This window comes from Streptomyces sp. NPDC101219, from assembly GCF_044767675.1.
Taxonomy (GTDB): Bacteria; Actinomycetota; Actinomycetes; order Streptomycetales; family Streptomycetaceae; genus Streptomyces.
Genome location: NZ_JBIWOK010000001.1, coordinates 683,874 through 707,714, shown reverse-complemented (window position 1 = coordinate 707,714; position 23,841 = coordinate 683,874). Strand labels below are relative to the sequence as shown.

Annotated in this window: 20 protein-coding genes; 16 read left to right on the top strand and 4 right to left on the bottom strand. The window is 74.5% G+C overall.

What is annotated here, in order from left to right; genetic code table 11:
- Nucleotides 1-47 precede the first annotated feature (47 nt).
- A complete protein-coding gene (locus ACIRPP_RS03235) occupies nucleotides 48-2,837 on the bottom strand; it encodes a glycosyl hydrolase (protein ID WP_403637528.1) in 2,790 nt (929 codons plus the stop codon).
- A 305-nt stretch (nucleotides 2,838-3,142) separates the two neighbouring features.
- Here ACIRPP_RS03235 and ACIRPP_RS03230 point away from each other — a divergent pair, with 305 nt between their 5' ends.
- Nucleotides 3,143-4,642, top strand: a complete 1,500-nt coding sequence (locus tag ACIRPP_RS03230; RefSeq protein ID WP_403637526.1) for an APC family permease — start codon at nucleotides 3,143-3,145, stop codon at nucleotides 4,640-4,642.
- 1 nt (nucleotide 4,643) lies between these two features.
- A complete protein-coding gene (locus ACIRPP_RS03225) occupies nucleotides 4,644-5,060 on the top strand; it encodes a universal stress protein (protein WP_403637524.1) in 417 nt (138 codons plus the stop codon).
- A gap of 63 nt (nucleotides 5,061-5,123) precedes the next feature.
- Here the strand turns inward: ACIRPP_RS03225 and ACIRPP_RS03220 are convergent, their stop codons facing one another.
- The 3 genes from ACIRPP_RS03220 to bla form a co-directional block, all read right to left on the bottom strand.
- Entirely contained in the window at nucleotides 5,124-5,426 is a 303-nt protein-coding gene (locus ACIRPP_RS03220; protein ID WP_403637522.1) for a hypothetical protein, read from the bottom strand.
- A 114-nt stretch (nucleotides 5,427-5,540) separates the two neighbouring features.
- Entirely contained in the window at nucleotides 5,541-6,233 is a 693-nt protein-coding gene (locus ACIRPP_RS03215; RefSeq protein ID WP_403637520.1) for a DJ-1/PfpI family protein, read from the bottom strand.
- Between the two features lie 157 nt (nucleotides 6,234-6,390).
- Entirely contained in the window at nucleotides 6,391-7,290 is a 900-nt protein-coding gene (gene bla / locus ACIRPP_RS03210) for a class A beta-lactamase (protein WP_403637519.1), read from the bottom strand.
- Nucleotides 7,291-7,515: 225 nt separating this feature from the next.
- Here bla and ACIRPP_RS03205 point away from each other — a divergent pair, with 225 nt between their 5' ends.
- From ACIRPP_RS03205 to mnhG, 14 genes are all read left to right on the top strand, one after another.
- Entirely contained in the window at nucleotides 7,516-8,499 is a 984-nt protein-coding gene (locus tag ACIRPP_RS03205) for an SDR family oxidoreductase (RefSeq protein WP_403637517.1), read from the top strand.
- A gap of 264 nt (nucleotides 8,500-8,763) precedes the next feature.
- Nucleotides 8,764-10,335, top strand: a complete 1,572-nt coding sequence (locus ACIRPP_RS03200) for an SDR family oxidoreductase (protein ID WP_403637516.1) — start codon at nucleotides 8,764-8,766, stop codon at nucleotides 10,333-10,335.
- Nucleotides 10,336-10,434: 99 nt separating this feature from the next.
- Nucleotides 10,435-11,808, top strand: a complete 1,374-nt coding sequence (locus ACIRPP_RS03195; protein WP_403637514.1) for a cryptochrome/photolyase family protein — start codon at nucleotides 10,435-10,437, stop codon at nucleotides 11,806-11,808.
- Nucleotides 11,809-11,993: 185 nt separating this feature from the next.
- A complete protein-coding gene (locus ACIRPP_RS03190) occupies nucleotides 11,994-13,136 on the top strand; it encodes a polyprenyl synthetase family protein (protein WP_403637588.1) in 1,143 nt (380 codons plus the stop codon).
- Complete coding sequence (gene crtI, locus ACIRPP_RS03185; RefSeq protein WP_403637512.1) at nucleotides 13,133-14,707, top strand: phytoene desaturase family protein; 1,575 nt, start codon at nucleotides 13,133-13,135, stop codon at nucleotides 14,705-14,707. The genes ACIRPP_RS03190 and crtI overlap by 4 nt, the downstream gene beginning before the upstream one ends.
- Nucleotides 14,694-15,710 (top strand): phytoene/squalene synthase family protein, encoded by a 1,017-nt coding sequence (locus ACIRPP_RS03180; RefSeq protein WP_403637510.1) that lies wholly within the window; start codon nucleotides 14,694-14,696, stop codon nucleotides 15,708-15,710. Before crtI ends, ACIRPP_RS03180 begins: the two co-directional genes overlap by 14 nt.
- On the top strand, nucleotides 15,707-16,714 hold the full coding sequence (locus ACIRPP_RS03175) for a DUF5914 domain-containing protein (protein WP_403637508.1): 1,008 nt from the start codon (nucleotides 15,707-15,709) through the stop codon (nucleotides 16,712-16,714). The genes ACIRPP_RS03180 and ACIRPP_RS03175 overlap by 4 nt, the downstream gene beginning before the upstream one ends.
- Before the next feature lie 148 nt (nucleotides 16,715-16,862).
- Nucleotides 16,863-17,375, top strand: coding sequence for a TspO/MBR family protein (locus tag ACIRPP_RS03170; RefSeq protein WP_403637506.1), 513 nt, complete (start codon nucleotides 16,863-16,865; stop codon nucleotides 17,373-17,375).
- A 303-nt stretch (nucleotides 17,376-17,678) separates the two neighbouring features.
- Nucleotides 17,679-20,528 (top strand): Na+/H+ antiporter subunit A, encoded by a 2,850-nt coding sequence (locus ACIRPP_RS03165; protein ID WP_403637504.1) that lies wholly within the window; start codon nucleotides 17,679-17,681, stop codon nucleotides 20,526-20,528.
- A complete protein-coding gene (locus tag ACIRPP_RS03160) occupies nucleotides 20,525-20,956 on the top strand; it encodes a Na(+)/H(+) antiporter subunit C (RefSeq protein ID WP_403637502.1) in 432 nt (143 codons plus the stop codon). Before ACIRPP_RS03165 ends, ACIRPP_RS03160 begins: the two co-directional genes overlap by 4 nt.
- Nucleotides 20,953-22,485: a Na+/H+ antiporter subunit D gene (locus ACIRPP_RS03155; RefSeq protein ID WP_403637500.1), complete on the top strand. Its 1,533-nt coding sequence runs from the start codon at nucleotides 20,953-20,955 to the stop codon at nucleotides 22,483-22,485. The genes ACIRPP_RS03160 and ACIRPP_RS03155 overlap by 4 nt, the downstream gene beginning before the upstream one ends.
- Complete coding sequence (locus tag ACIRPP_RS03150) at nucleotides 22,482-23,093, top strand: Na+/H+ antiporter subunit E (protein ID WP_403637498.1); 612 nt, start codon at nucleotides 22,482-22,484, stop codon at nucleotides 23,091-23,093. Before ACIRPP_RS03155 ends, ACIRPP_RS03150 begins: the two co-directional genes overlap by 4 nt.
- On the top strand, nucleotides 23,090-23,356 hold the full coding sequence (locus tag ACIRPP_RS03145) for a monovalent cation/H+ antiporter complex subunit F (protein WP_403637496.1): 267 nt from the start codon (nucleotides 23,090-23,092) through the stop codon (nucleotides 23,354-23,356). Before ACIRPP_RS03150 ends, ACIRPP_RS03145 begins: the two co-directional genes overlap by 4 nt.
- Nucleotides 23,353-23,745 carry a monovalent cation/H(+) antiporter subunit G gene (gene mnhG / locus ACIRPP_RS03140; protein ID WP_403637494.1) on the top strand — a complete coding sequence of 131 codons (393 nt, stop codon included), beginning with the start codon at nucleotides 23,353-23,355 and terminating at the stop codon, nucleotides 23,743-23,745. The genes ACIRPP_RS03145 and mnhG overlap by 4 nt, the downstream gene beginning before the upstream one ends.
- The last annotated feature ends 96 nt before the right edge of the window (nucleotides 23,746-23,841 follow it).

Sequence of the window (23,841 nt, the reverse complement as noted above, 5' to 3'; positions counted from 1 at the left end):
GCGGGCACCGGCCGTACGCCGGTGCCCGCCGCCTGCATCTCGCGCGATCAGCTGTAGGGGATCACCAGCACGGACCGGTCGGTGCCCGTCCGGAGCTGGGAGGTGCCGTTGCCGATGGCGCTCCACACCTCCAGGCGTACGGTGCCGCCCTTGAGGTCGCCAGGCGTGCCCGTGGCCGCCTTCAGGCCGCGCGCCTGCGTGTACTCCTCCCATCCGGTGACCGGGTCGGTCGCGAAGTAGTGGTACGTCTCGGTCCGCTCGAAGTCACCGTTGCCGGTGAGGTCGTAGCTGACCCGGACCTGCTGGCCGAGCCCGACCGTGGTGCCGGCGTCCACCTGGAGCCGGAACGCGGTCTGCGCACCCGGCGTCAGGGTGCCGTTGACGCCGCGGACCTCGTAGACGAGGGGCCGGTACGGGGTGCCGTCGTGGTTGGTGCCGCCGGCGGACGCGACGGTGTCGCTGCCCGCCGTGCCGTCGGTGGCCGTGGTCAGGGCGCCGCCGGTGCGCAGCTGGAAGGTGTTGCCGGTCGGCGGGTCGGGGTCCGGGTCGGGATCGGGGTCCGGGTCCGTGGTGCCGCTTCCGGTGCCGGTCGCGGTGGAACGGGCCGGGACGGTGAGCGTCTTGCCGTCGGAGAAGGTCACGGTGCGCGCCGTGGCTCCGTGGTTGTGGGCCGCGTAGGTGCGGGCCGAGCCCTTGGTGAAGACGGCGGAGGTGGGGATGTCGCCGGTCACGGTGGCGTCGGGTGCGCCGAGCGCGTCGAGGGTGGTGAGCCAGTGGTACGTGTGCGCCTTCGACTCGCCCTCCTCCGGGGTGTATCCGGCGTGCCCGGCGTCCCACTTCGCCTTGGCCTTGGCCGGGTCGGCGAAGGACTCGAACTCCCAGAGCAGGTCACGCCATTCGACGGCCGGACCGCCGTTCTCCCGTTCCATCTCGGCGATGTTGCGCCGGATCGCGGCCTTCTCACGGCCGAGGTGCAGCGAACCGCCGGTCACCGGCAGCACGTTGATGCCGTGGATCTCCTCCGGGTTGGCGGTCCACCAGGTGGCGTAGGCGGCGCCGCTCCCCCAGACCATGCCGGCCGTGTCGTGGCGGAAGGAGGACGGGAAGACCTGCTCGTCCGCGTCGAACCAGTACTGGGCGATGGACTCCGACTCCGTGGTCAGCAGGAAGGTGCCCAGGTCGCGCAGCGAGCTGTCGCCCGTGGCGGAACCCCACAGGACGAGGGCAGCGCTGAGGTTGGTGGACTCCGAGGAGGACTCCTGGTTGTTGCCTGCGGCGAAGCCCTGGTGCCCGGAGGCCCAGCTGTGGCCGGCGTAGACGTCGAAGCCGCGCAGGAAGGGGAAGGCGCTGTCGGTGCGGCTGGGGTTGGCGGTGTCGCGGACCAGGGTCTTGACCATGCCGCCCCAGGCGGACTCGGCGGCCCACGCCGGGTCGTACTGGGCGACGATGGCCGCCGCGTAGACGAAGTAACTGTAGTGGAAGTGGTGGTCGTTGAGCTCGGTGTCGCTGCCGTAGGAGGCGGGGTAGCCGGTCAGGGTCCGCCAGTCCTTGTCGTAGCTGAACTCGTTCGCGCCACCCGCGGTGAACCAGTCCTGGAGCTTGCCCTTGATCAGGCCGATGAGCCGGTCCCGGGTGCCGGTCTCGCCGATCTGCTCGGCGACGGGCACCAGTTGGGCGAGACGGCCGAGCGCCTTGCCGGTCCAGTAGGTGTCGGTCGCGCCGGAGAACGGGTCCGAGGCGCCCACGACGTCGTTGAGGTGGCCACGCAGCCGGGCGGTGTCCACGGCATCTGACTCGGGCAGCGCGGGCAGCACCGCCGCCGCCTTCTGGCTGGTGGAGAAGGAGGCCCCCTCACGGACCTTCATGGTGCCGCGCGGTGAGACGTAGGTGTACGAGGTGAGGGGGTCGGTGGTGTGGAGCCACTGGTGCCGGTAGAGGGCCTGCAGCGTGCCGCGCTCGGTGCCCTCCTTGGCCTCGGTGGTGAGCGTGTAGGTGGCCTTGACCGTGCCGCCGGTGTAGTTCCAGGCGGCCTTGGAGCCGGTGACGAAGCTGAAGGCGTACTTCTTGAAGGTGGCCAGCGCGTCGGTGGACGGCAGCACCGCGACGGAGAAGTAGTTCTTGGAGCCGAGGCCCGCGGTGACGGTCGTGCCGGAGACGTTCCAGTCGCTGCCGGCCGGCGCGAACAGGGCGTAGTGGTGACCGGCGACGGTGATGCCGAGGACGTTGCCCTGGTCGGCGAAGACGCTGGGCGTCCCGGCGGTGGTGATCCGGGCGTCGCCGCCGGAGCCCTCGGCGTACACGAACGGTGAGCCGTGGCCGATGGTGGTGCGCAGGGTGCGGCTGCCGTCGGACCACAGGGGGGTGACGGTCCAGTCGGACCAGTCGTCGGCCTTGGTGTCGGGCGAGTTCAGGCCGCTCAGGCCGATGGTGAGGTCCCGCTTGTGGGCGTACTCGTACTGCCGGCCGTCCCCGACGATCGCGGGGGACGTGGGGTAGCCGATGTCGAGTCCGCCTGAGGTGGCCTGGTAGGTGAGGGGGTGCCCGTACATGGGGGTGGAGTACGGGTTGTCGCCGTAGCGCTGGAAGGCGAGGGAGGACCACCAGTCGTTGGTGGGGACGGGCCGGTTCCGGGCGGCCGCGGTCACCTTGGGCGTGACCGGTGTGCCGGTGTTGGTCGTGGGGCCCGACGTGCCGGCGGGCCGGGTGTCGGAGTAACTGCCGGAGCCCACGGGCACGGTGGCGGCGGCCGCGGGTGCGGCGGCCGGGCCCAGGCCGAGGAAGGCCAGGGCGGATGCCAGCAGGAGCACGACGGACGGTCTGGTGCGGGGGGATGGCATGGGGGGCACCTCAAGTCGTCACAGATCGGGGAGCCTGAGAGCGCTCTCAGATGGCCGGAACGTAAAGCCGATGTAATGCACGTGTCAATAGAATGAACACGACCGGTAGTTGAACGTAGATCGAAGTCCCTTATGTCTTCGCGTCTCGACGTCGCGGGCGCGGGCCCGGCGGCCCACGGGTGGACCGCCACAGGCCCCGTGACACTCGGTCCGTCGCTCACGCCGGCACTCCTCGGGCGGGCAAATCGGGCGGAAATTCCGTCGCGGCGTTTTCATGGGGTTACGCGCGATGCAAGGGAGGCAGCATGTCCGGCTCGTCCCAGGACACCCGCCGCCCGGCCCAGAGCCTCAAGGCCAACGCGATCGGGTTCGTCGACGCACTCGTGATCGGTCTCAACGCCACCTCGCCCGCCTACTCGCTCGCTGCTGTCATCGGCCCGGTCGTGGCCCTGGTGGGCATCTACGCCCCCGGGGTGCTGTTCGCCTCGTTCGTGCCGATGCTGCTGATCGCATCGGCGTTCTACTACCTCAACCGGGTGGACCAGGACTGCGGGACGACCTTCTCCTGGGTCACCCGGGCGATGGGGCCCTGGACCGGATGGCTCGGCGGCTGGGCCATCGCGATGACCGGTGTCCTGGTCGTCGGCTCGCTGGCGGACGTCGCCGTCACCTTCGCCCTGCTCGCGTTCGGCCTCGACAGCTGGGTCGAGAACGATTTCGTGCGCCAGTTGCTCACGGTGCTGCTCATCCTGGTGATGACGGCCGTCTGCGTCATCGGCACCGAGCTGTCGGCCCGGGTCCAGAACGCTCTCATCCTCGCTCAGGTGGCGTGCCTCATCGCGTTCGCGGTGGTCGCGCTCTACCGCGTCTACGCCGGGACCGGCTCACTGGACTCCACCAACCCGTCCTTCCGCTGGCTGGACCCGTTCGGCGCCGGCGGCGCCTCCCTCACCGGCGCCCTGCTGCTGGGCGTGTTCATCTACTGGGGCTGGGAATCCGCGGTCAACCTGACGGAGGAGGTCCGGCACTCGGCGACCGCGCCGGGCCGGGCGGCCGTGTGGTCGACCGTCATCCTGCTGCTGACCTACGTCTCGGTCGCCTACGCCGTCGTCGCCTACGCCGGGCCCGCCTTCCTGGCCGAGAACGCCGCGGAGGAGGAGTTCATCTTCGCCCTGCTCGCCGACGAGGCCATGGGCGGCTGGGACTGGGTGGTGCTGCTCGCGGTCTCCACCTCCGGCATCGCGTCGACGCAGACGACGATCATCCCCGCCTCCCGCACCGCGCTGTCCATGGCCCGCCGCCGGGCCCTGCCAGCGCACTTCGCCCACATCCACCCGCGTTTCCGCACCCCCGACGTGAGCACCTGGTGGGTCGCCGTCATCGCCATCGTCTGGTACCTCGCCGTCAACCAGATCAGCAGCAACGCCCTGTTCGACTCGCTCACCGCGCTGTCCCTGCTGATCGCCTTCTACTACGCGCTCACCGGCGTCGCGTGCGCCGTCTACTACCGCCGCCACCTGACCGAGAGCGTGCGCAACTTCCTGTTCATCGGCCTCGGTCCCGTGGTCGGCGCGGGACTGCTGACCTGGCTGCTGGTGGAGTCGGTCGCCGACATGTCCGATCCGGCCAACTCCTACAGCGGCGTCTCCTGGTTCGGTCTCGGACCGCCGCTGGTCATCGGCATCGGCATCACGCTCGCGGGCGTCGTCCTCATGATCGTGTGGCGGTTCGTCGCGCCCGCGTTCTGGTCGGAGCGCCGCGGAGTGGCCGACCCCGACCTCGTCCACGGCCACAAGGAGCTCTGAGATGGCGGTCGTCCTCGGATACGACGAGTCACCGGGAGCCAAGAGCGCCCTGCGCGTGGCCGTCGACGTGTCGGCGGCGTTCGACGAGCCGCTCGTGGTGGTGTACGGGGCCGCGCCGCCCGGCGCCATGGGCGAGGAGTACACCGCCCACACGCAGGCGCTGCACGAGGCCGGGCGTGCGGCCCTGGACCATGCCGTCCGGGCCGCCGAGGAGGCCGGAGTGCGGGCCACGGTCGAACTCATCGACCGCAGGCCCGCCGAGGCCCTCCTCGACGCGGCCGAACGGCACACGGCCCGGGTCATCGTCGTCGGCAGCTGGGGGGAGAGCCCGCTGCGTGGCGCGCTCCTCGGCTCGACGCCCCACAAGCTGCTCCACCTGGCCCGCGTCCCGGTGCTGTGCGTGCCGACCGCGACGTGAGGTCCGGGGCCGCCGTCCGGTCCCCCGCCGTCCGGATTCCCGCCGTCCGGTCCCCCGGCGTCGTCAGGCGGGCCGGCGCGTGCCGGTGACCCGTGACGCGGGAAGACGCCCGGCGCGGGAGGTCCCCTCCAGGGTGTCGCCGTCGATGCGCACGGCGAAGGCCAGGTTCAGCCGCAGCGGCTTGGTCACGGACTGCTTCCATGTGACCCGGTCCCCGTCCAGGACGATGTCCTCCAGCCGCACCTCCTCCCCCGCGCCGTGGGCGGTCCCGGTCAGGGTGTCGCCCTCCCTGCGGAACTCGGCCACCGGCCGGATCCTGCCGATGGGGGTGGCGATGGACAGGTCCCACGTGCCTTCGACGGACATGCTCGGGTTCTCCTGACGGTGGTGCGGAACGAGGGTGAGAGGTGACGGGCGGGGCGGCGCTGCGGCTGGGGTGCGGGGGGACGGCCTCGACGCCGCCTCACCCTTCGGCCTCGGTCACAGACCGGCCGGGACCGGCCCCCGGGCACGCCAGACCGTGCCGCGCCGTTCGTGGGCGAACAGCTCTTCGACGGCGTGTGCGATGCGCGGGCCGAGTTCGCGTTCCAGCAGGTGCAGCGCCACGTCGAGGCCGGAGGTGACGCCCGCGCCGCTGACCAGGTCGCCGTCGTCGACGACGCGGGCACGGACCGCGTGGACGCCGGTCGCCTCCAGCATGTCCATTCCCAGGTGGTGGGTCGTGGCGTGGCGGCCCTCGATCAGCCCGGCCATGGCCGGCACGAGCGAGCCGCCGCACACGGTGGCGACCGTCACCGCCGGGTTGTCCAGCGCGGCCTTCAGCAGTCCGGGCAAGGTGGTGGCGAGGGTCCGTCCCAGCAGGACGGGGACGAACTCGTCCTGCCGCCACTCCCCCGGCTCACCGGCCTCCTGGTCGGGCACCTCGCCGGGCTCACCGACCCGGCCGGCGGCGCCCGGCACCAGGATCAGCCCCGGACGCCCGGCGTCCAGGGTGCCGGTGGCCCGCAGGGCCAGGGCGCCGGTGCCGCCGACCACCTCGCGCGGCCCCTCGGCGGACACCAGCTCCACCGTCATCGCACCGCCCGAGGCGGTGCCCCCGGCGTACAGGACCTCGTAGGGGGCGATGACGTCGAGCGGGTCGAAGCCGTCGAACAGGACGATCTGAGCGTGCATGAGCTTCCTTCGGTGTGTCCGGCCCTTGCGGGACGGCACCGAAGCTATCCGTCGTCCAGCCCCTCCCCCAGGGGCTGGAACGACACGCTCCAACGGGTTCCCGCCGACACGCCGACCGGGGTGCGCATCACCGGTGACACCCTCGACGCGGGGCGGCCTACGCCAGGGTGTCCGCCAGGACGGCCGCGGCCCCGGCGATCAGCGCGTCGTCCTTCACCGCGTCCCGCTCGGACATGCGGGACAGCAGGGAGAGCACGAGCGGCGTGCCGTCGTCCGTCCAGGCGATGCCCACGTTGTTGTTCGTGCCGTACGGGCCGCCCCCGGTCTTGTCCGCCACCGTCCAGGTGCCGGGCAGGCCCGCCCGCAGCCGGGTGCGGCTGGTCTCGTTGCGCAGCAGCCAGTCCGTCAGCCGGGAGCGGTCGCAGCGGTTCAGGGTGTCCCCGAGGACGAGGCGGGCGTAGGTGCGGCCGATGGCGCTCGGGCTCGTGGTGTCGGTGGTCCGCCAGGGCTCCGCGGAGTTCAGCTCGGTCTCCCAGCGGTCGAGGCGGGTCACCCGGTCGCCGGTGGACCGGGCGAAGCGGGTGATCGCCGTGGGGCCGCCCAGCTCGCGCAGGAGGAGGTTCGCTGCGGTGTTGTCGCTGAAGCGGATCGCGACGTCGCACAGTCCGGCGACCGTCATGCCGGTCGCCAGGTTCTTCCTGGTGTGGTCCGAGCCCTCGACGAGGTCCGCCTCGGTGTAGTGGATCCGGCGGGCGAGGACCTCGCCGTCGCGGTCCAGGTCGCGCAGGACGGCCGCGGCGGCGAGCGTCTTGAACAGGGAACACTGGGGGAACAGCATGTCGGCGCGGTACCGGACCGTCCGCCCCGAGCGGGGATCGTGGGCGTAGACGCCCAGCCGGGCCCCGTACCGCTTCTCCAGCGCGCGGAAGCGGCCGCTGAGGCCGTTCGAGGCGTGGGCGGGCGCGGCGACGAGCGTGGCCGTGGCAGCGGCCGTACCGGCGGTGAGCAGGGTGCGCCGGGTCGGGGCGGGCGTGGGGGACGTGCCGCGGCGGATCATCCGTCACTCCTTCGATTGCGGGCCTCGGTTGTTCCTTCCGTCATGATCGACGCAGGGCGCCGCCCGCGCGGTTGCGCCCGGGCGGAGGCCGGTCGTGCCGCGGCGGCACCGGGCGCGCCGCCCGCTCAGGGCCCGGGCCGGCGCCCGTGGCGGGGGGACTCCGGCGTGCCGACGGTGCGGTCCGCGCCTACCGTGGGCCGGGGGCCACGCCCAAGGAGCCGTTCCATGCCGCCTGTGCACCACAGCCCGCTGCGCGGGCGTACCGCCGTCGTGACCGGTGCGGCGCGTGGACTCGGGGAGGCCATGGCCCGGGACCTGTCGGCCCGGGGTGCCAAGGTCGCCCTGCTGGGCCGCGAGGAGAGCACCCTCGCGGCGGTGCGGGACACCCTGCCGGGCGTGTCCCGGTGCTGGGCCGTCGACGTCACCGACGACCACGGTATGGCGCGGGTCGCCGACGAGATCGGTGCGGCCCTCGGACCGCCGTCCGTCGTGGTCGCCAACGCGGGGGTCGCCGAGGGCGGGCCGTTCGAGACGTCGGATCCGGCGGTCTGGCGCCGGGTCGTGGAGGTCAACCTCATCGGCAGCGCCGTCACCGCCCGCGCGTTCCTGCCCGCCCTGTTCGAGACCCGCGGCTACTTCCTCCAGGTCGCCTCGCTCGCGTCCATCGGCGCCGCGCCGATGATGAGCGCCTACTGCGCCTCGAAGGCCGGGGTCGAGTCCTTCGCGCACGCGCTGCGGGCGGAGGTCGCCCACCGGCGGGTGGGCGTGGGGATCGCGTACATCAACTGGACGGACACCGACATGATCCGGGACGCCGACCAGTACGCCGTGCTGCGGCAGTTGCGCGGCCACATGCCGCCGCCGGCCCGCAAGGTGTTCCCCGTCTCCTATGTTGCGGGCCGGCTGGTCACGGCCGTGGAGCGGCGCCGTCCGGCCGTCTACGTGCCCCGCTGGCTGCGCGCCGCCCAGGCGGTGCGGGCCGCCATGCCGCCGGTGGTGACGCTGCTGTCCCGGCGGGAGCTGCCGCGCCTGGCCGCCGCGGAGAGCTTCGAGGCGACGGGCCTGCTCGGTGCGGGCGGCCGGGCGGACCACAGCGACCGTGCCGGGGCGGACGTCGGGGCCGGCGGGGACCCGCCTGCCGACGGCAACACCTCCGCCGGCCGGGCGGACGGGGCCGGTCCGGCGGGGCGGCGGGCGGCGGACGACTGAGCGGGCGCCCGGTCCGGAGGGCCGGTGGATCCGCGGGCTGCGGTGAATCCGGCTGGTCGGTGAATCCGGCGGACGGCGCATCCGGCGCGCCCCCTGCCGGCGAAGAAGAGGTGTGCGGGAGCGGCGCCGCCGACGTTCCTCCCGGGTCGCCGGGGCGGGGCCCGCGCCCGGCCGGCCGCGGCATGCGCGGGCACGGCGCGGCGGCGATGCTCGAACGACAGGCCCCGGGAACGGTCCCGGCGGCGGACGCAGGGAGGCTGGACCGTGGGCACGGACGCACAGCAGGACACCGAACGGCTGCGCTGCCTGGTCACCGGAGCGTCCGGGTACATCGGGGGCCGTCTGGTACCGGAACTGCTGGCCGCCGGTCACCGGGTCCGCTGCCTGGCCCGTTCCCCGGACAAGCTCCGTGACCACCCGTGGGCGGGCGACGCCGAGACGGTGCGCGGGGACGTCACGGACGCCGCGTCCGTCGCCGCCGCCCTGCGCGACGTCGACGTGGCCTACTACCTGGTGCACGCCCTCGGTTCTGGCTCCGGGTTCGAGGACACCGACCGCCGGGCGGCCCGGATCTTCGCCGAGCAGGCGCACGCCGCCGGTGTCCGGCGGATCGTCTACCTCGGCGGACTCACTCCGATGGGGGTGCCCGAGCAGTCCCTTTCGCCGCATCTGCGGTCCCGGGCCGAGGTGGGGCGCATCTTCCTCGACGGCCCGGTGCCGGCCACCGTGCTGCGGGCGGCGGTCGTCATCGGCTCCGGGTCGGCCTCGTTCGAGATGCTGCGCTATCTCACGGAGCGGCTGCCCGGCATGGTGACGCCCCGCTGGGTGAACACCCGTACCCAGCCCATCGGAGTCCGGGACGTGCTGCGCTACCTGGTCGGTTCGGCGACGATGCCCGCGGACGTCGACCGGGCGTTCGACATCGGCGGGCCGGACGTCCTCACCTACCGGGACATGATGCGCCGCTACGCCGCCGCCACCGGGCTGCGGCGGCGGCTCATCGTGCCGGTGCCCGTCCTGTCGCCGCGCCTGTCCAGCTACTGGGTCGGTCTGGTCACCCCGGTGCCCGCGTCGATCGCCCGGCCGCTCACCGAGTCGCTGCGGCACGAGGTCGTCTGCCACGAGCACGACATCGCCCGCTACGTGCCGGACGCCCCGGGCCGGCCGCTGCCGTTCAACGAGGCACTGGAGCTGGCGCTGCGCAGGGTGCGGGAGGCGCAGGTCGCCACGCGCTGGTCGTCCGCCGCCGTGCCGGGGGCGCCCAGCGATCCGCTGCCCACCGACCCGGACTGGGCCGGCGGGAGCCTCTACCAGGACGAGCGCCAACTGCCGGTCGACGCGTCGCCGCAGGCCCTGTGGAAGGTGATCGAGGGCATCGGCGGCGACAACGGCTGGTACTCCTTCCCGCTGGCCTGGGCGGTCCGGGGCTGGCTGGACCGGTTCGTGGGCGGGGTCGGGCTGCGCCGCGGACGGCGGGACGCCGAGCGGCTGAGGGTGGGCGACTCGCTGGACTTCTGGCGGGTGGAGGAGATCGAACCGGGCCGTCTGCTGCGGCTGCGCGCCGAGATGCGGCTGCCGGGACCGGCCTGGCTGGAGATGCGCGCCGAGTCGGACGGCGAGGGCCGCACCCGCTACCGGCAACGTGCGCTGTTCCATCCGCGCGGCCTGCCGGGGCACGTCTACTGGTGGTCCGTGTCCCCCTTCCACGCGGTCGTCTTCGGCGGCATGGCCCGCAACATCGCCAAGGCCGCGGGCCGGGGGGCGGGCGGGCGCACCCGCGCGGCGGGGGCCGACCGCGGCCCTCGGCACCTGCGTCCCCGCCGAGCGGACCGGTAGGGCGCCCCCTCTGCACACAGCACACGCCACCGAGCCGCCGCACCGCCACATCAGCGCACCGCCGCACCGCCACATCATCAGCGCACCAGGAGGGACGCCATGACCGTCGCGGTCGTCCTGTACACGTCCGACCTGCGGGTGCACGACCATCCGCCGCTGCACGCCGCGCTGGCGGCGGCGGACGAGGTGGTGCCGCTGTTCGTCCGCGATCCGGGCGTCGACGCGGCCGGGTTCGGCGCACCCAACCGGCTGGCCTTCCTCGCCGACTGCCTGACCGACCTCGACGGCGCGCTGCGCGCCCGCGGCGGTCGGCTGGTGGTGCGGGCCGGTCCCGTCGCCGAGGCGGTCGCGGCCGTCGCGGCGCAGTGCCGGGCGGCGGAGGTCCACATGGCGGCCGGGGTCACCGCCTACGCCCACCGCCGGGAGGAGCGGCTGCGCGACGCCCTCGGCCCTCGGGGCGTGGCCCTGCGGGTGCACGACGCCGTCGTCACCGCGGTGCCCCCGGGAGCGGTGACACCGTCCGGCTCCGACCACTACGCGGTGTTCACGCCCTACTTGCGCCGCTGGTCGGGCGAGCGGCTGCGGCCCGCCCGGCCGGCGCCGCGCGCCGTGCGCGTTCCCCCGTCGGTCCGCGGGGACCCGGTGCCGCCCCGGCCGGACACGGACCGGACCTCCCCCGGGCTCGCGGCCGGCGGCGAGACGGCGGGCCGGGACCGGTTCGCCCGGTGGTCCCGTACGCGGCTGGACGCCTACGGGGAGGGCCAGGACGACCTGGCGGGCGACACCACCTCCCGGCTGTCGCCGTACCTGCACTTCGGCGCCCTCTCGGCGGCGGAACTCGTGCAGCGGGCCCGTGCGCGCGGCGGAGCCGCCGCCGAGGCGTTCGTCCGACAACTGTGCTGGCGGGACTTCCACCACCAGGTGCTGGCGGCGCGCCCCGACGCGTCCGTGCGGGACTACCGCACCCGGAACGACCGCTGGCGCACGGAGGACGAGGCCGCCGGGGACATCGCCGCCTGGCGGGAGGGACGGACCGGCTACCCGGTCGTGGACGCGGCGATGCGGCAGCTGCGGCACGAGGGCTGGATGCACAACCGGGCCCGTCTGCTGGCGGCGAGCTTCCTCACCAAGACCCTGTACGTGGACTGGCGGACCGGCGCCCGGCACTTCCTGGACTGGCTGGTGGACGGCGACGTGGTCAACAACCAGCTGAACTGGCAGTGGGTCGCGGGAACGGGCACCGACACCCGTCCGCACCGCGTCCTCAACCCGGTGCTCCAGGGCAGGCGCCACGACCCCGACGGGGCCTACGTGCGCCGCTGGGTGCCCGAACTGGCGGAGGTGAAGGGCGGGGCGGTGCACGAGCCCTGGCTCCTGCCGGAGGGGCAGCGGGCCCGGCTGCGCTACCCCGAGCCGCTGATCGGCCTGGCCGACGGACTGGCCCGCTTCAGGAGCGCCCGTGGCCGCGACTGACGCGGGGCGCGCGGCACGCCCGTCCGCGCGTCGTGACACACCGCCACGGACGCACGGGGGCGGGGCCGATGGAGTGAGTGACGCTCCCTCCCCCTCCCGCACCGGGCAGGCATCAGCGCATCCGCACCGGGGCACCCGGCGGAAACACCGGTGTGCTGATGACTGAGAGCGAGAAGGGGCTGTGCATGCTTGGACTGCGGCCGACGACGGCCGGGCCGGCCGGGACCACGGACGACCCGCTCACCGCTTTGGACGCCACCAGAGCCGTCGAGGCCGTCCTGGAGCGGATCCTCGACGCGCACCTGTCGCAGGCCCGCGACGTGGACCCGGTGTACGCCCGTGACGTCGCGGGACGCGTCGCCGGCCTCGTGCGGCGCGGCGGCAAGCGGCTGCGCACCGCGTTCGCGTGGTGCGGCTGGCGGGCCGCCGGCGGCTCGGGCGACGGCGGCGCCGTCCTGCGGACGGGAGCCGCGCTGGAGCTGCTGCAGGCGTGCGCCCTCATACACGACGACGTGATGGACGGATCACCGCTGCGCCGGGGCGCGCCCTCCGTGCACGTGGACCTGGCGGCCATGCACCGCGCGACCCGGATGGCCGGTTCCCCGGAGGCGTTCGCGACGTCGGCCGCGGTGCTCGCCGGCGACCTGGCGCTGGCCTGGGCGGACGACCTGCTGACGGAGACGGCTCTCGGGACGCCCCATGGGCCGCGGCTCCTGCAGGAGTGGCAGGCGATGCGGCAGGAGATGGTGGCCGGGCAGTACCGCGACCTGCATGCGCAGGCCACCGGCTCCTTCGGCGTCGACGAGGCGCTGGCCATCGCCACGCTGAAGAGTGCCCTGTACACGGTCGAACGGCCGCTGGCGCTGGGCGCGGCGCTGGCCGGCGCGGACGCGTACACGGTCGACGCGCTGCGGTCGGCGGGCCGGTGCGCGGGGCTCGCGTTCCAGCTCCGGGACGATCTGCTGGGCGCGTTCGGCGAGCCGGCGCGGACCGGGAAGCCGGTCGGCGAGGACCTGCGGTCGCGCAAGCCGACGTATCTGCTCGCCGTCGGCCTGGGCCTGGCCGACGCCGCCGGGGACGAGGAGGCCGTCGCCGTCCTCTCGCCGGACGGTGCCGGCCGGGACGAGGCGGCCGTGGAGCGGATGCGGGCCGCGCTGGAGCGGACCGGCGCGCGCTCCGTGGTCGAGTCGAAGATCGGCGAGCTGGCGGGCACCGCGCTGCGGACCTTCGAAGGGACCGGCGCGGACCACGGCGTGCGGCGGGACTTCGCGCTGCTGGTGGAGCGGGCGTCGGGGTTCGCGCCGCGCACCGCCGAGGGGGTCCGGTGAGGACGGTGACGGGGCCCGCCGACCACGTCGTCGTGGTGGGCGCCGGACTGTCCGGGCTCGCCTGCGCCCTGCACCTGCTGGGCGCCGGGCGGCGGGTGACGCTCGTCGAACGCGACACCGGTCCGGGCGGCCGGGCCGGCCGGGTGCGGCTGGGCGGCTACGCGGTGGACACCGGTCCCACCGTGCTGACGATGCCCCATCTGGCCGACGAGGCGTTCGCGGCCGTCGGGGACAGCCTGGCCCGCCGCGTGGAGCTGACGGCGCTGCACCCCGCGTACCGGGCCGCCTTCGCGGACGGCACGTCGCTGGACGTGCACACGGACGGCGAGGCGATGGAGGCGGAGGTCCGCAGGTTCGCCGGACCGGCCGAGGCGGCGGGCTACCGGCGGCTGCGGGACTGGCTGGAACGTCTGTACCGGGCGCAGATGCGGCGCTTCATCGACACGAACTTCGACTCGCCCCTGCAGTTGCTGCACCCGGACCTGGCGCGGCTGGCGGCGCTGGGCGGATTCGGCCGGCTCGACGCGCGGATCGGACGGTTCCTGAGCGATCCCCGGCTGCGCCGGGTGTTCTCCTTCCAGGCGCTCTACGCGGGGGTGGCGCCCGCACGGGCCCTCGCGGCCTACGCGGTGATCGCCTACATGGACACCGTGGCCGGGGTCTGGTTCCCCCGGGGCGGGATGCACGCGCTGCCGCGGGCCATGGCGGACGCCGCGGCCGACGCGGGTGCCGAGCTCAGGTACGCGGCCGAGGTGCGCTCCCTGGAGCAGCGGGCGGGACGGGTGCGGGCCGTGCACCTGAGCTCGGGTGAGCGGATCGACTGCGACGCGGTGGTCCTGACCTGCGAACTGTCCACCGCCCACGGTCTCCTGGGGCGGGCCCCGCGCCGGCCGGTCGGGCTGCGCCACTCGCCGTCCGCGGTGGTGCTGCACGCGGGGACCGACCGCACCTGGCCCGGACTCGCCCACCACACGCTGTCCTTCGGGGCGGCGTGGGAGCGCACGTTCGACGAACTGACCCGCACGGGGGACCTGATGAGCGACCCGTCCCTGCTGATCACCCGTCCGACGGCGCACGACGCCTCCCTGGCGCCCCCGGGCCGCCACCTCCACTACGTCCTGGCGCCCTGCCCCAACACCGACGTCGGCCCGTCCGCCGCCGCGTGGCGGGACCTCGGCCCGCGCTACCGCGACAGCCTGGTCGCCGAGCTGGAGCGCCGGGGCCTCACGGGGTTCGCGGACAGCATCGAGGAGGAGCAGCTGGTGACGCCGCTGGACTGGACGGCCCAGGGCCACGCGGCGGGCAGTCCCTTCTCCGTGTCGCACACCTTCGCCCAGACCGGCCCGTTCCGGCCGCGCAACATGGTGCGCGGCCTGGACAACGTGGTGCTGGCCGGCTGCGGGACCACGCCCGGGGTGGGGGTGCCGACCGTGCTCATCAGCGGCAAGCTGGCCGCCGCCCGCGTGACCGGCGGCCCGTCCGGCGCCCGCCGCCGTGTCCCGCGGGGCCGTCCGGCCACCGCGACCGTCCCGTCCGCTCCGAGCCCGGCAGGTGCCGATGACCCGTCGTGAACTGGACGCCGCCGGGATCACCGGTCCCGTGCTGCGCGCCGACTACGCCCACTGCCGGCGGCTCAACGCCCGCCACGGCAGGACGTACTTCCTCGCCACCCGGCTCCTGCCGCTGGAGCGGCGTTCGGCCGTGCACGCGCTGTACGGCTTCGCCCGCTGGGCGGACGACATCGTGGACGATCTGGACCGTCGGCGCACGCCCGCCGAGCGGGACCGGCTGCTGGAGTTCCTGAAGGCCGATCTGGTCCGGGGGCTGCGCACCGGCGGGGGCGACGAGCCCGTCGTGCGGGCCGTCGCCGACACCGCCGCACGGTACGGCATCGAGCCGGCGCTGTTCACCGACTTCCTCGCCTCGATGCGCTCCGACCTGAGCGTCACCGACTACCCCACCTACGCGGATCTGCGGGCCTACATGCACGGCTCCGCCGCGGTCATCGGGCTGCAGATGCTGCCCGTGCTGGGCACGGTCGGCCCGCGGGAGGAGGCGGCGCCGCACGCGGCGGACCTGGGGGTGGCGTTCCAGCTGACCAACTTCCTGCGGGACGTGGGCGAGGACCTGGACCGGGGCCGCGTCTACCTGCCGGCGGACCTGCTGGCCGCGCACGGCGTGGACCGGCCGCTGCTGGAGTGGAGCCGCCGCACCGGGCGGCGTGATCCGCGGATCCGGGCGGCGTTCGTGGCCGCGGAGGCCCTGACACGGCAGGTGTACCGCGCGGCGGAGCCGGGCATCGCGCTGCTCGACCCGCGGGTGCGGCCCTGCATCCGTACCGCGTTCGTCCTCTACGGCGGGATCCTCGACGCGATCGCGGAGCAGGACTACGACGTGCTCCACCGGCGTGCGGTGGTGTCCCGGCGGCGCCGGGCCGCCACGGCGGCGGGCGGCGCAGTGGCGGTGCTCCGTGCCCGCCGACGCGCGCGGAACCGGCCGCGGACCCGCGCGGTGCCGGGCACGGCAGGCGCGGCGGGCGCGGCGGCACTCGGGGCGGACGGAGCGGGACAGTGAAGGGGCGAGCGGACGGAGCCCGCTGGACGTCGCCACTGCGGCGGCGCAGCGGCCCGGACTGGGCGGGACAGGAGCCGACGTGGCGCCGGGCCCGCCCGGCCCTGATCGCGGACGCGCTGAAACGCGCCTCGGCGCGCCCGTCCGGGAACTGGTTCGTCGTCGGCGCGTCACGGGACGTGCGGGCCGGCGCACGGCCGTACGGCCGGACGGTGGGCGGCGTCGAGGTCGTGCTGTGGCGCACGGACACGGGTGAGCTGCGGGCGGGGCCGGGTATCTGCCCGCACCTGGGGGCGCCGCTGCGCGACAGCCGGGTGGTGTGCGGCACGCTGGTGTGCCACTGGCACGGACTGGCCCTGGACGGCGGCCCGTTCGCCGGCTGGGAACCGTATCCCGCGCACGACGACGGGGTGCTCGTGTGGGTGCGGCTGGACGCGGTCGGCGGGGAGGAACCCTCGGAGCGGCCCGCGGTGCCCGCCCGGCCCCGGCCCGGCGGCGGCGTGGACGCCGTGTTCACGGCCGTGGGGCGCTGCGAACCGCAGGACGTGGTCGCCAACCGGCTGGATCCCTGGCACGGCTCGTGGTTCCACCCGTATTCGTTCGTGGACCTGTCGGTGGTGCGGGAGCCGGACGTCGACGACGGCGACGCCTTCGTCGTCGACGTCTCCTTCCGGGTGGCGGGCCGTCTGGTGGTGCCGGTGCGGGCGGAGTTCACCGCGCCGGACCCGCGCACGGTCGTCATGCGCATCACCGAGGGCGAAGGGGTGACGTCCGTGGTGGAGACGCATGCCACGCCGCTGACCGGCGAGGGCGATCCCGCGCCGCGGACCGCGGTGGTCGAGGCGGTCGTCGCCGCCTCGGACCGGCGGGGCTTCCGGCTCGCCCGGGCCGCCGCCCCTGCGCTGCGTCCGCTGATGCGGCGCACGGCCGGACGCCTGTGGCGGGACGACCTGGCCTACGCGGAGCGGCGCTGGGCGTTGCGCAGCACGGGGCGTTTCCCGGGCTGACGGCGGGACCACGGCGCAGAGTCCGGGTCCCCCGCTCCCGCTCCACAGGGTGCCGGCGCGAGGGGTCGCGTGCGGCGCGCGGCGCATCGGAGCGCGGGCCGGGGGCACCCGGGCGGCACACCGCACGCGCGACGACGGGAGACCGCAGGTGACCCAGGCTCCAACCGACCAGGACCGGCGCCGCTCGGCCTCGCGCCGGTCGCTGCTGCTCCTCGTCCTGCTCCTCGCGGTCTGCTACGCGGTGGCCGCCCTGGGTGGCCTGGCGGCGTCGGACTCGGGGAGCACGTACCGCTCGCTCGACCGCCCCGCCTGGGCTCCTCCCTCCTGGCTGTTCGGCCCGGTCTGGACGGTGCTGTACGCCACCATCGCCTTCTCCGCCTGGCTCGTGCTGCGTCACCGCCCCCTGGCGGCGGCCAGGAAGGAGATGGCCTTCTGGGGCCTGCAGCTCGCGTTGAACCTGGCCTGGACGCCACTGTTCTTCGGCGCCGGCCGGTACGGCCTGGCGTTCCTGGACATCTGCCTGCTGCTGGCCGCGCTCGCCGTCACGATGCTGCTGTTCCGGCGCCGCAGCCCGGTGGCCGCGCTCCTGCTCGTGCCGTACGGGCTGTGGGTGCTGTACGCGGCGTCCCTCAACTTCGCGATCTGGCGGCTCAACACCTGACGCGGCCGCTCCGGGGCCCCCGGAGGGTCCGGCGGCTGTGATGCCGGTGGCTCGACGGCGGGGGCGGCCCGCCCCGGGAGGTGCCCGGGTCGTGCGTGCCGGGCGGCACAGGGCGGTCCGGGGCGGTCCGGGGCGGTCCGGGGCGGTCCCGGTGGGGCCTTCTGCACCCGTCTGCACCAACCGGAGGGATTCATTGCCGCCGTGCCGGGCACCCTCGACCGGCGATCGGGATAGGGCTTGTGGGGACGGCCGGTACGGCCGGGCGCGCGGCGGCGACCGGAACGAGGCGGAGGAGTTGGTGCGGTGCTGTTCCTGCTGGCTGCGCACGCGGCAGTGGCAGTGACCATCCCCTGGTGGCAGCGGCGCGCCGGCCGCGCGGTGTGGGTGGTGGCGCTGGTGCCGCTGGCGGTCGTGGTCTGGGCGGGTACGCGCGCCCCGCACGTCCTGGACGGCGGGGAGTACCGGGAGAGCCTGACGTGGGCCCCCTCGTTGGGGCTGACGGTCGACCTGCGGCTGGACGCGCTGTCCCTGCTGATGCTGTGGATCGTCGCCGGCGTGGGAGCCCTGGTCCTGCTGTACTGCCGGTACTACGTCGAACGGGACACCGGCCGTCTGGCCGCCGTGCTGCTCGCCTTCGCCGGGGTCATGACCGGACTCGTCCTGGCCGACAACGTCTTCGTCCTGTACGTCTTCTGGGAACTGACGACGGTCGCCTCCTTCGTGCTCATCGCCGGCAGCGGGGACGACCGGGACGAGCGGCGCGCCGCCCGGCAGGCACTGCTGGTGACCACGGCGGGCGGTCTGGTGATGCTGCTCGGTCTGATCATGCTCGGCCGGGCGGCCGGGACGTACCGGATCTCCGCGATCCTCGCCGACCCGCCGCAGGGGGGCGCGGTCTCCGCGGCCGTGGTGCTCGTCCTGATCGGGGCGTTCGCCAAGTCCGCGCAGATGCCCCTGCACGGCTGGCTGCCCGCGGCCATGGTGGCGCCGACCCCGGTGAGCGCCTACCTGCACGCGGCCGCGATGGTCAAGGCCGGGGTCTACCTGATCGCCCGGCTGGCTCCCGCCCTGTCGGACGTCGCCCCCTGGCGGCCGATGGTGCTCGCGGTGGGCGTGACCACGATGGTGGCGGCCGCGTGGCGGGCGCTGCGCGCGACCGACCTGAAGCTGCTGCTGGCCTACGGCACGATCAGCGAGCTGGGCCTGCTCGTCGCCCTGCTGGGGGCGGGTACGCGGACGGCCGCGCTGGCCGGGGCGGTGATGCTGCTCGCGCACGCGGCGTTCAAGGCGGCCCTGTTCCTGTCCGTGGGGATCCTGGACCGGCGGGCGGGGACCCGGGACATCCGTGAACTGTCCGGCGCGGGGCGTCGCATGCCGGTGCTCCTCGCGGTCTCGGCGCTGGCCGCCGCGTCGATGGCCGGGCTCCCGCCGCTGGTCGGCTACCTCGGCAAGGAGGCCTACTTCGAGGCGTTCCTGCACGGCGGTTCCCGGCTCGCCGGGCACGGATGGCTGACGGCGGTGCTCGTGGCCGGGTCGGCGCTGACCGTGGCGTACGCCGCGCGGTTCGTGCAGGGGGCGTTCGGCGGCCGCCCCCGGGGCCCGGTGGCCGAGGCGGAGCGGCCCGAGGCCGGGTTCGTCGCGCCGGTGGCCGTGCTGGCCGGGGCGGGGCTGGTGCTGGGCGTGGGCTACACGGGCACCGCGGCGCTGGCGGGTGCGTACGCCGACACCTACCCGCCGGGCCCGGACGGGCCGTACGAGCTGTCGCTGTGGCACGGGTTCACGCCCGTGCTGGGGCTGTCGGCGCTGACGCTGACGCTCGGCGTGCTGGTGCACCTGGGACGGCGTGCCCTGCCCGAGGCGCCGCGCCTGCCCGATGTGCAGCGCGCCTACGACCGCACGGTCGCGGCGGCCGACCGGCTCGCCGTGGCCGTGACGCGGCACACCCAGGTGGGTTCGGTCCCGCTGTACCTGACGGTGCTGCTGGCGACCGTGCTGCTGGTGCCCGGCACGGCACTGGTGGCCGGCGCGCTCTCTCCGGGTTCGCCGCTGCTGTGGTGGTCCCCCGTGGAGCCGATCCTGGCCGTGGTGGTGCTGACGGCGGCGGCCGCGGTGGTGGGCTCGAGGCACCGGCTGACCGGTCTCCTGCTGACCGGTGCGGTCGGCTACGGCGTGGCCGGGGTGTTCCTGGTGCGGGGTGCGCCGGACCTGGCGCTGACCCAGTTCCTGGTGGAGACCATGACGTTGGTCGTGGTGGTCCTGGTGCTGCGCCGGATGCCGGCCCGGTTCAGTCCCGGCCGGACGGCGACCCGGGTGCGTCTGGTGCGGGCGGTGGCGGCCGGCGCGGTGGGGGTCCTCGTCACCTGGTTCACGCTGGTGGCGTCCGCCGCGCGCACGGCTCCGGCCGTCTCGTCGGGGTACACGGACCGCATGAAGGAGACGGGGGGCGACAGCATCGTCAATACGATCATCGTCGACTTCCGGGCGCTCGACACACTCGGGGAGATCTCGGTCATCATGGTGGCGGCGGTCGGTGCGGTGAGCCTGATCCGGGTGGGCGGGCGCGGCCCCGGCAGGATGTCCGGCGGGCCGGGCGGCACGGCCCCGACGGCGCACTGGGACGAGCCGGCGCGGACCTGGCTGCCCGGCGCGGTCGAACGACCGGGCGGCGAGCGGACGTTGCTGCTGGAGGTGGCGGCCCGCCTGCTGTTCCCCTCCGTCCTGGTCCTGTCGCTGTTCCTGCTGTTCTCCGGTCACTACGGCCCCGGCGGCGGGTTCGCCGGCGGTCTGGTGGCGGGTCTGGCCTTCGTCCTGCGGTACCTGGCGGGCGGGCGCGCCGACCTCCGGGCCGCGGTCCGGGCGCCGGCGAGCGTGGTGGCCGGCTCGGGGCTGCTGCTCGCCTCCGTGGCGGGGGCGGTCCCGCTCCTCTTCGGCGGTGCCGTGCTGGAGAGCACGGTGGTGACGCTGCATCCGCCGCTCCTGGGCGCGGTGAAGCTGGCGACCAGCGTGTTCTTCGACGTCGGCGTCTACCTGCTGGTGATCGGTGTCGTACTGAAACTGCTGTCGGCCGTCGGCGTCCACCTCGGCCAGGACATCGCCGAGGCGAACGCGGCCGACACCGCGGACGACGGCGCGACGGCACGGGGGGCACGATGAGCTCGGCCGATGTGACCCTGGCGCTCGTGGTCGGCGGTCTGTTCGCCGTCGGCTTCTACCTGATGCTGCAACGGTCGCTGATGCGGATCGTCCTCGGCTTCGTCCTGCTGGGCCACGGGACGAACCTGCTGCTCCTGGTGGCCGGGGGCACGCCCGGCCGCCCCCCGGTGCTTGAGGACGGATCCCCCCTCCCGGGGCACATGGCCGACCCGCTGCCCCAGGCGATGGCGCTGACGTCGATCGTGATCACCTTCGGTCTGACGGCGTTCCTGATGGCCCTGGCCTACCGGTCGTGGCGCCTGACGGGGCACGACGAAGTGCGCGACGACGTGGAGGACCGGCGCATCGGCACCTTCGGCGACCGTGACGAGGACGACACGGGCCCCGCCCGGACCGTGGAGGACACCGCCCCGGAGGGAGACCGATGACCGCGGTCCTGCTGGCCCTGCCCATCCTGCTGCCGACCCTCGGCGCGGGTGCCTCCCTGCTGGGCCTCCCCCGTGCGGTGGTGCGCACGGCCGGCGTCGTCCTCCTCGCGGCGGTGGCCGCCTGCGGTGCGGCGCTGCTGGTGCTGGCCGACCGGGACGGGCCGCAGACCCTGCACGCCGGGGACTGGCCCGCACCGCTCGGGATCACCCTCGTGGCCGACCGGTTGTCCGCCCTGCTGCTGACCGTCTCGGCACTGGTCGCCCTGGCCGTGCTGCTGTTCGCCATCGGCCAGGGCACCGCGGAGGAGCGGCGCGGTGCCGCCCTGGCCTTCCACCCGGCCTACCTGGTACTCGTGACGGGCCTGAGCCTGGCGTTCCTCACCGGCGACCTGTTCAACCTGTTCGTCGCCTTCGAGGTGATGCTCGCCGCCTCCTACGTGCTGATCACCCTGGACGGCGACGAGAACCGCACCCGCGCGGGGATGACGTACACGATCGTCAGTCTGACGTCGTCGCTGCTCTTCCTGGCACTGGTCGCGCTGGTGTACGCGTCGACCGGCACGGTCACCCTGGCGCAGCTCGGCCCGCGGATCGCGGAGCTGCCGGACGGCCTGCGCTCCGCGCTCGCCCTGCTGCTGCTGTCCGTGCTCGGCATCAAGGCGGCGATCGTGCCGCTGCACTTCTGGCTGCCCGACAGCTATCCCACCGCCCCCTCGCCGATCACCGCGGTCTTCGCCGCGCTGCTGACCAAGGTCGGCGTGTACGCGTTGCTGCGCACCCAGACGCTGCTCTTCCCGCGCACGGAGGTGTGGCTCCTGCTGGCGTGTGCCGCGATCATCACCATGATTCTTGGGATCCTCGGTGCCCTCGCCCAGGACGACCTGAACCGGCTGCTGTCCTTCACGCTCGTCAGCCACATCGGTTTCATGCTGTTCGGTCTGGCGCTGTTCGACACCGCGGGGCTGACCGGCACCATCCTCTACATCGTTCACCACATCGTGGTCCAGGCGGCGTTGTTCCTCGTCACCGACCTGATCGTGCTCCGCACGGACACGGCGGCGCTGCACCTTCTGAGGCGGTGGCCGCGTCCCGGCCCGGTCGTGGTGGCGCTGTTCCTCGTACCGGCCCTGAGCCTGTCGGGCATCCCGCCGTTCTCGGGTTTCGTCGCCAAGCTGGCACTGCTGCAGGCGGCCGTCGCCCGGGGCGGGCCGACCGCCTACCTCCTCGCCGGGACCGCCCTGGTCACCAGTCTGCTGACCCTCTACACGATGAGCCGCGTGTGGACGGCGGCCTTCATGGGACATCCGCCGGGCCGTGCGCCGACGGACGAGGCGCCCGCCGCGGCCCCGGCGTCGGGCCTCCGGCGCGGAAAGGGGCTCATGCTCGCCGCCACGGCCGGTATGGCGGCGGCCGGAGTGGCGGTCGCCGTGTGCGCGGGCCCGCTCGCCCGGGTCAGCGAACGGGCCGCCGAGGACCTGCTGCGCCCGCACGCGTACCGGTCCGCCGTCATGGAAGGCACGGGCCGGTGAGCGCCGCCGCGGACCGTCACGGGCGCCGGGCCCGGCCCGGCCTGCGCCACCTGCCGATGATCATCTGGCTCTGGCTGCTGTGGTTGCTGCTGTGGGGCACCGCGAGCGCGGTGGTGGTGGCCGGCGGCCTCCTCGTGGCCGTCGGCGTGGTCCTGCTCTTCCCGCTGCCCGCGGTCCTGCCGGGGGCCGTGCCCGACCCGCTGCGCATCGCGCGGCTGATGGTCCACGTGCTCACCGATCTGGTGAAGTCCGGGTGCGTGGTCGCCTGGCAGGTCGTGCGTCACGGCCGGCGGGCGTCGTTCGCGATCGTCGAGGTCCCGCTGCGCCTCGACAGCGACCTGCTGATCGCGGCCGTCGCCGAGTTCATCACCATGTCGCCCGGCTCCGTGGTCGTCGAGATCGACCGGCGCCGCAGGTGCCTCTACGTGCACGCGCTGCTGCCCCACGGCAGCGAGGACGACATCGCCCGCCGCCGGGCGGACATCCAGGCCCTGGAGCGCCGGGTGGCGCGGGCCGTCCGGTACCGGCACGACACCGGCGACGGGCCGTCCGCCCCCGCCCCGCCCGAGGAGGAACCCCGGGACGACGCCCGAGGAGGGACATCATGAGCCTGCTCTACGCCATCACCCTGACCGTGATCGCGGTGTCCGCCTTCATCACCCTGGTGCGCCTGGTGCGCGGTCCGCTGGCCCTCGACCGCATCCTGGCGCTCGACGTGCTGGTCACCCTGACCATCGCCGCGACGGCCGTGGGCTCCGTGGCGCGTGACGACACCACGATGGTCCCGCTGCTCGTCGTCCTCGCCCTGCTGGCCTTCATCGGTTCGGTGACGGTCGCCCACCTGATCGAGAAGCGGGAGGGCATGCGGTGACCGTTCTGCTCGACGCGGTGACGGTCGTGCTGTTCGCGGCGGGCGCGGGCTTCTGCTGTCTCAGTGCCCTGGGGCTGCTGCGCTTCCCGAACGTGGTGACCCGGCTGCACACGGCCTCCAACTCCCAGACCCTGGGGCTGTTCCTCGTGCTCGTGGGGGCGGCCGCGCAGATGCCGCTGCGCCACGCCGCGGTGCTGCTGGTCGTCGCCGTGGTCCAGTTGTTCACCGCACCGATCGCGAGTCAGATCATCGCCCGCACCGCCCACCGCACCCATGCCGTCGAGCGGGACCGGCTGCTCGCCGACGCGCTCGCGGACCGGCTCGCCCGGGACGGCACGCCCCTGGACGGCCCCGGCCGGCCGGAACGGGACACGGACGAGGAGCGCTGACCGGAGCCCGGGACGGCTTGGACCGCACGCATGCCCCGGCCCGGACGGGGCCCGGAGCCGTGGAGGCCCCGGGCCGTACGGCCGTCGCGCGCCGGC

What these genes read in the sequence shown, in the direction of transcription:
- ACIRPP_RS03155 (WP_403637500.1), top strand. Translation starts at nt 20,953, where the DNA reads ATGACCGCGGTCCTGCTGGCCCTGCCCATCCTGCTGCCGACCCTCGGC.
- ACIRPP_RS03230 (WP_403637526.1), top strand. Translation starts at nt 3,143, where the DNA reads ATGTCCGGCTCGTCCCAGGACACCCGCCGCCCGGCCCAGAGCCTCAAG.
- ACIRPP_RS03220 (WP_403637522.1), bottom strand. Translation starts at nt 5,426, where the DNA reads ATGTCCGTCGAAGGCACGTGGGACCTGTCCATCGCCACCCCCATCGGC.
- ACIRPP_RS03205 (WP_403637517.1), top strand. Translation starts at nt 7,516, where the DNA reads ATGCCGCCTGTGCACCACAGCCCGCTGCGCGGGCGTACCGCCGTCGTG.
- bla (WP_403637519.1), bottom strand. Translation starts at nt 7,290, where the DNA reads ATGATCCGCCGCGGCACGTCCCCCACGCCCGCCCCGACCCGGCGCACC.
- ACIRPP_RS03180 (WP_403637510.1), top strand. Translation starts at nt 14,694, where the DNA reads ATGACCCGTCGTGAACTGGACGCCGCCGGGATCACCGGTCCCGTGCTG.
- ACIRPP_RS03160 (WP_403637502.1), top strand. Translation starts at nt 20,525, where the DNA reads ATGAGCTCGGCCGATGTGACCCTGGCGCTCGTGGTCGGCGGTCTGTTC.
- ACIRPP_RS03215 (WP_403637520.1), bottom strand. Translation starts at nt 6,233, where the DNA reads ATGCACGCTCAGATCGTCCTGTTCGACGGCTTCGACCCGCTCGACGTC.
- ACIRPP_RS03235 (WP_403637528.1), bottom strand. Translation starts at nt 2,837, where the DNA reads ATGCCATCCCCCCGCACCAGACCGTCCGTCGTGCTCCTGCTGGCATCC.
- ACIRPP_RS03225 (WP_403637524.1), top strand. Translation starts at nt 4,644, where the DNA reads ATGGCGGTCGTCCTCGGATACGACGAGTCACCGGGAGCCAAGAGCGCC.
- ACIRPP_RS03190 (WP_403637588.1), top strand. Translation starts at nt 11,994, where the DNA reads ATGCTTGGACTGCGGCCGACGACGGCCGGGCCGGCCGGGACCACGGAC.
- ACIRPP_RS03145 (WP_403637496.1), top strand. Translation starts at nt 23,090, where the DNA reads ATGAGCCTGCTCTACGCCATCACCCTGACCGTGATCGCGGTGTCCGCC.
- ACIRPP_RS03195 (WP_403637514.1), top strand. Translation starts at nt 10,435, where the DNA reads ATGACCGTCGCGGTCGTCCTGTACACGTCCGACCTGCGGGTGCACGAC.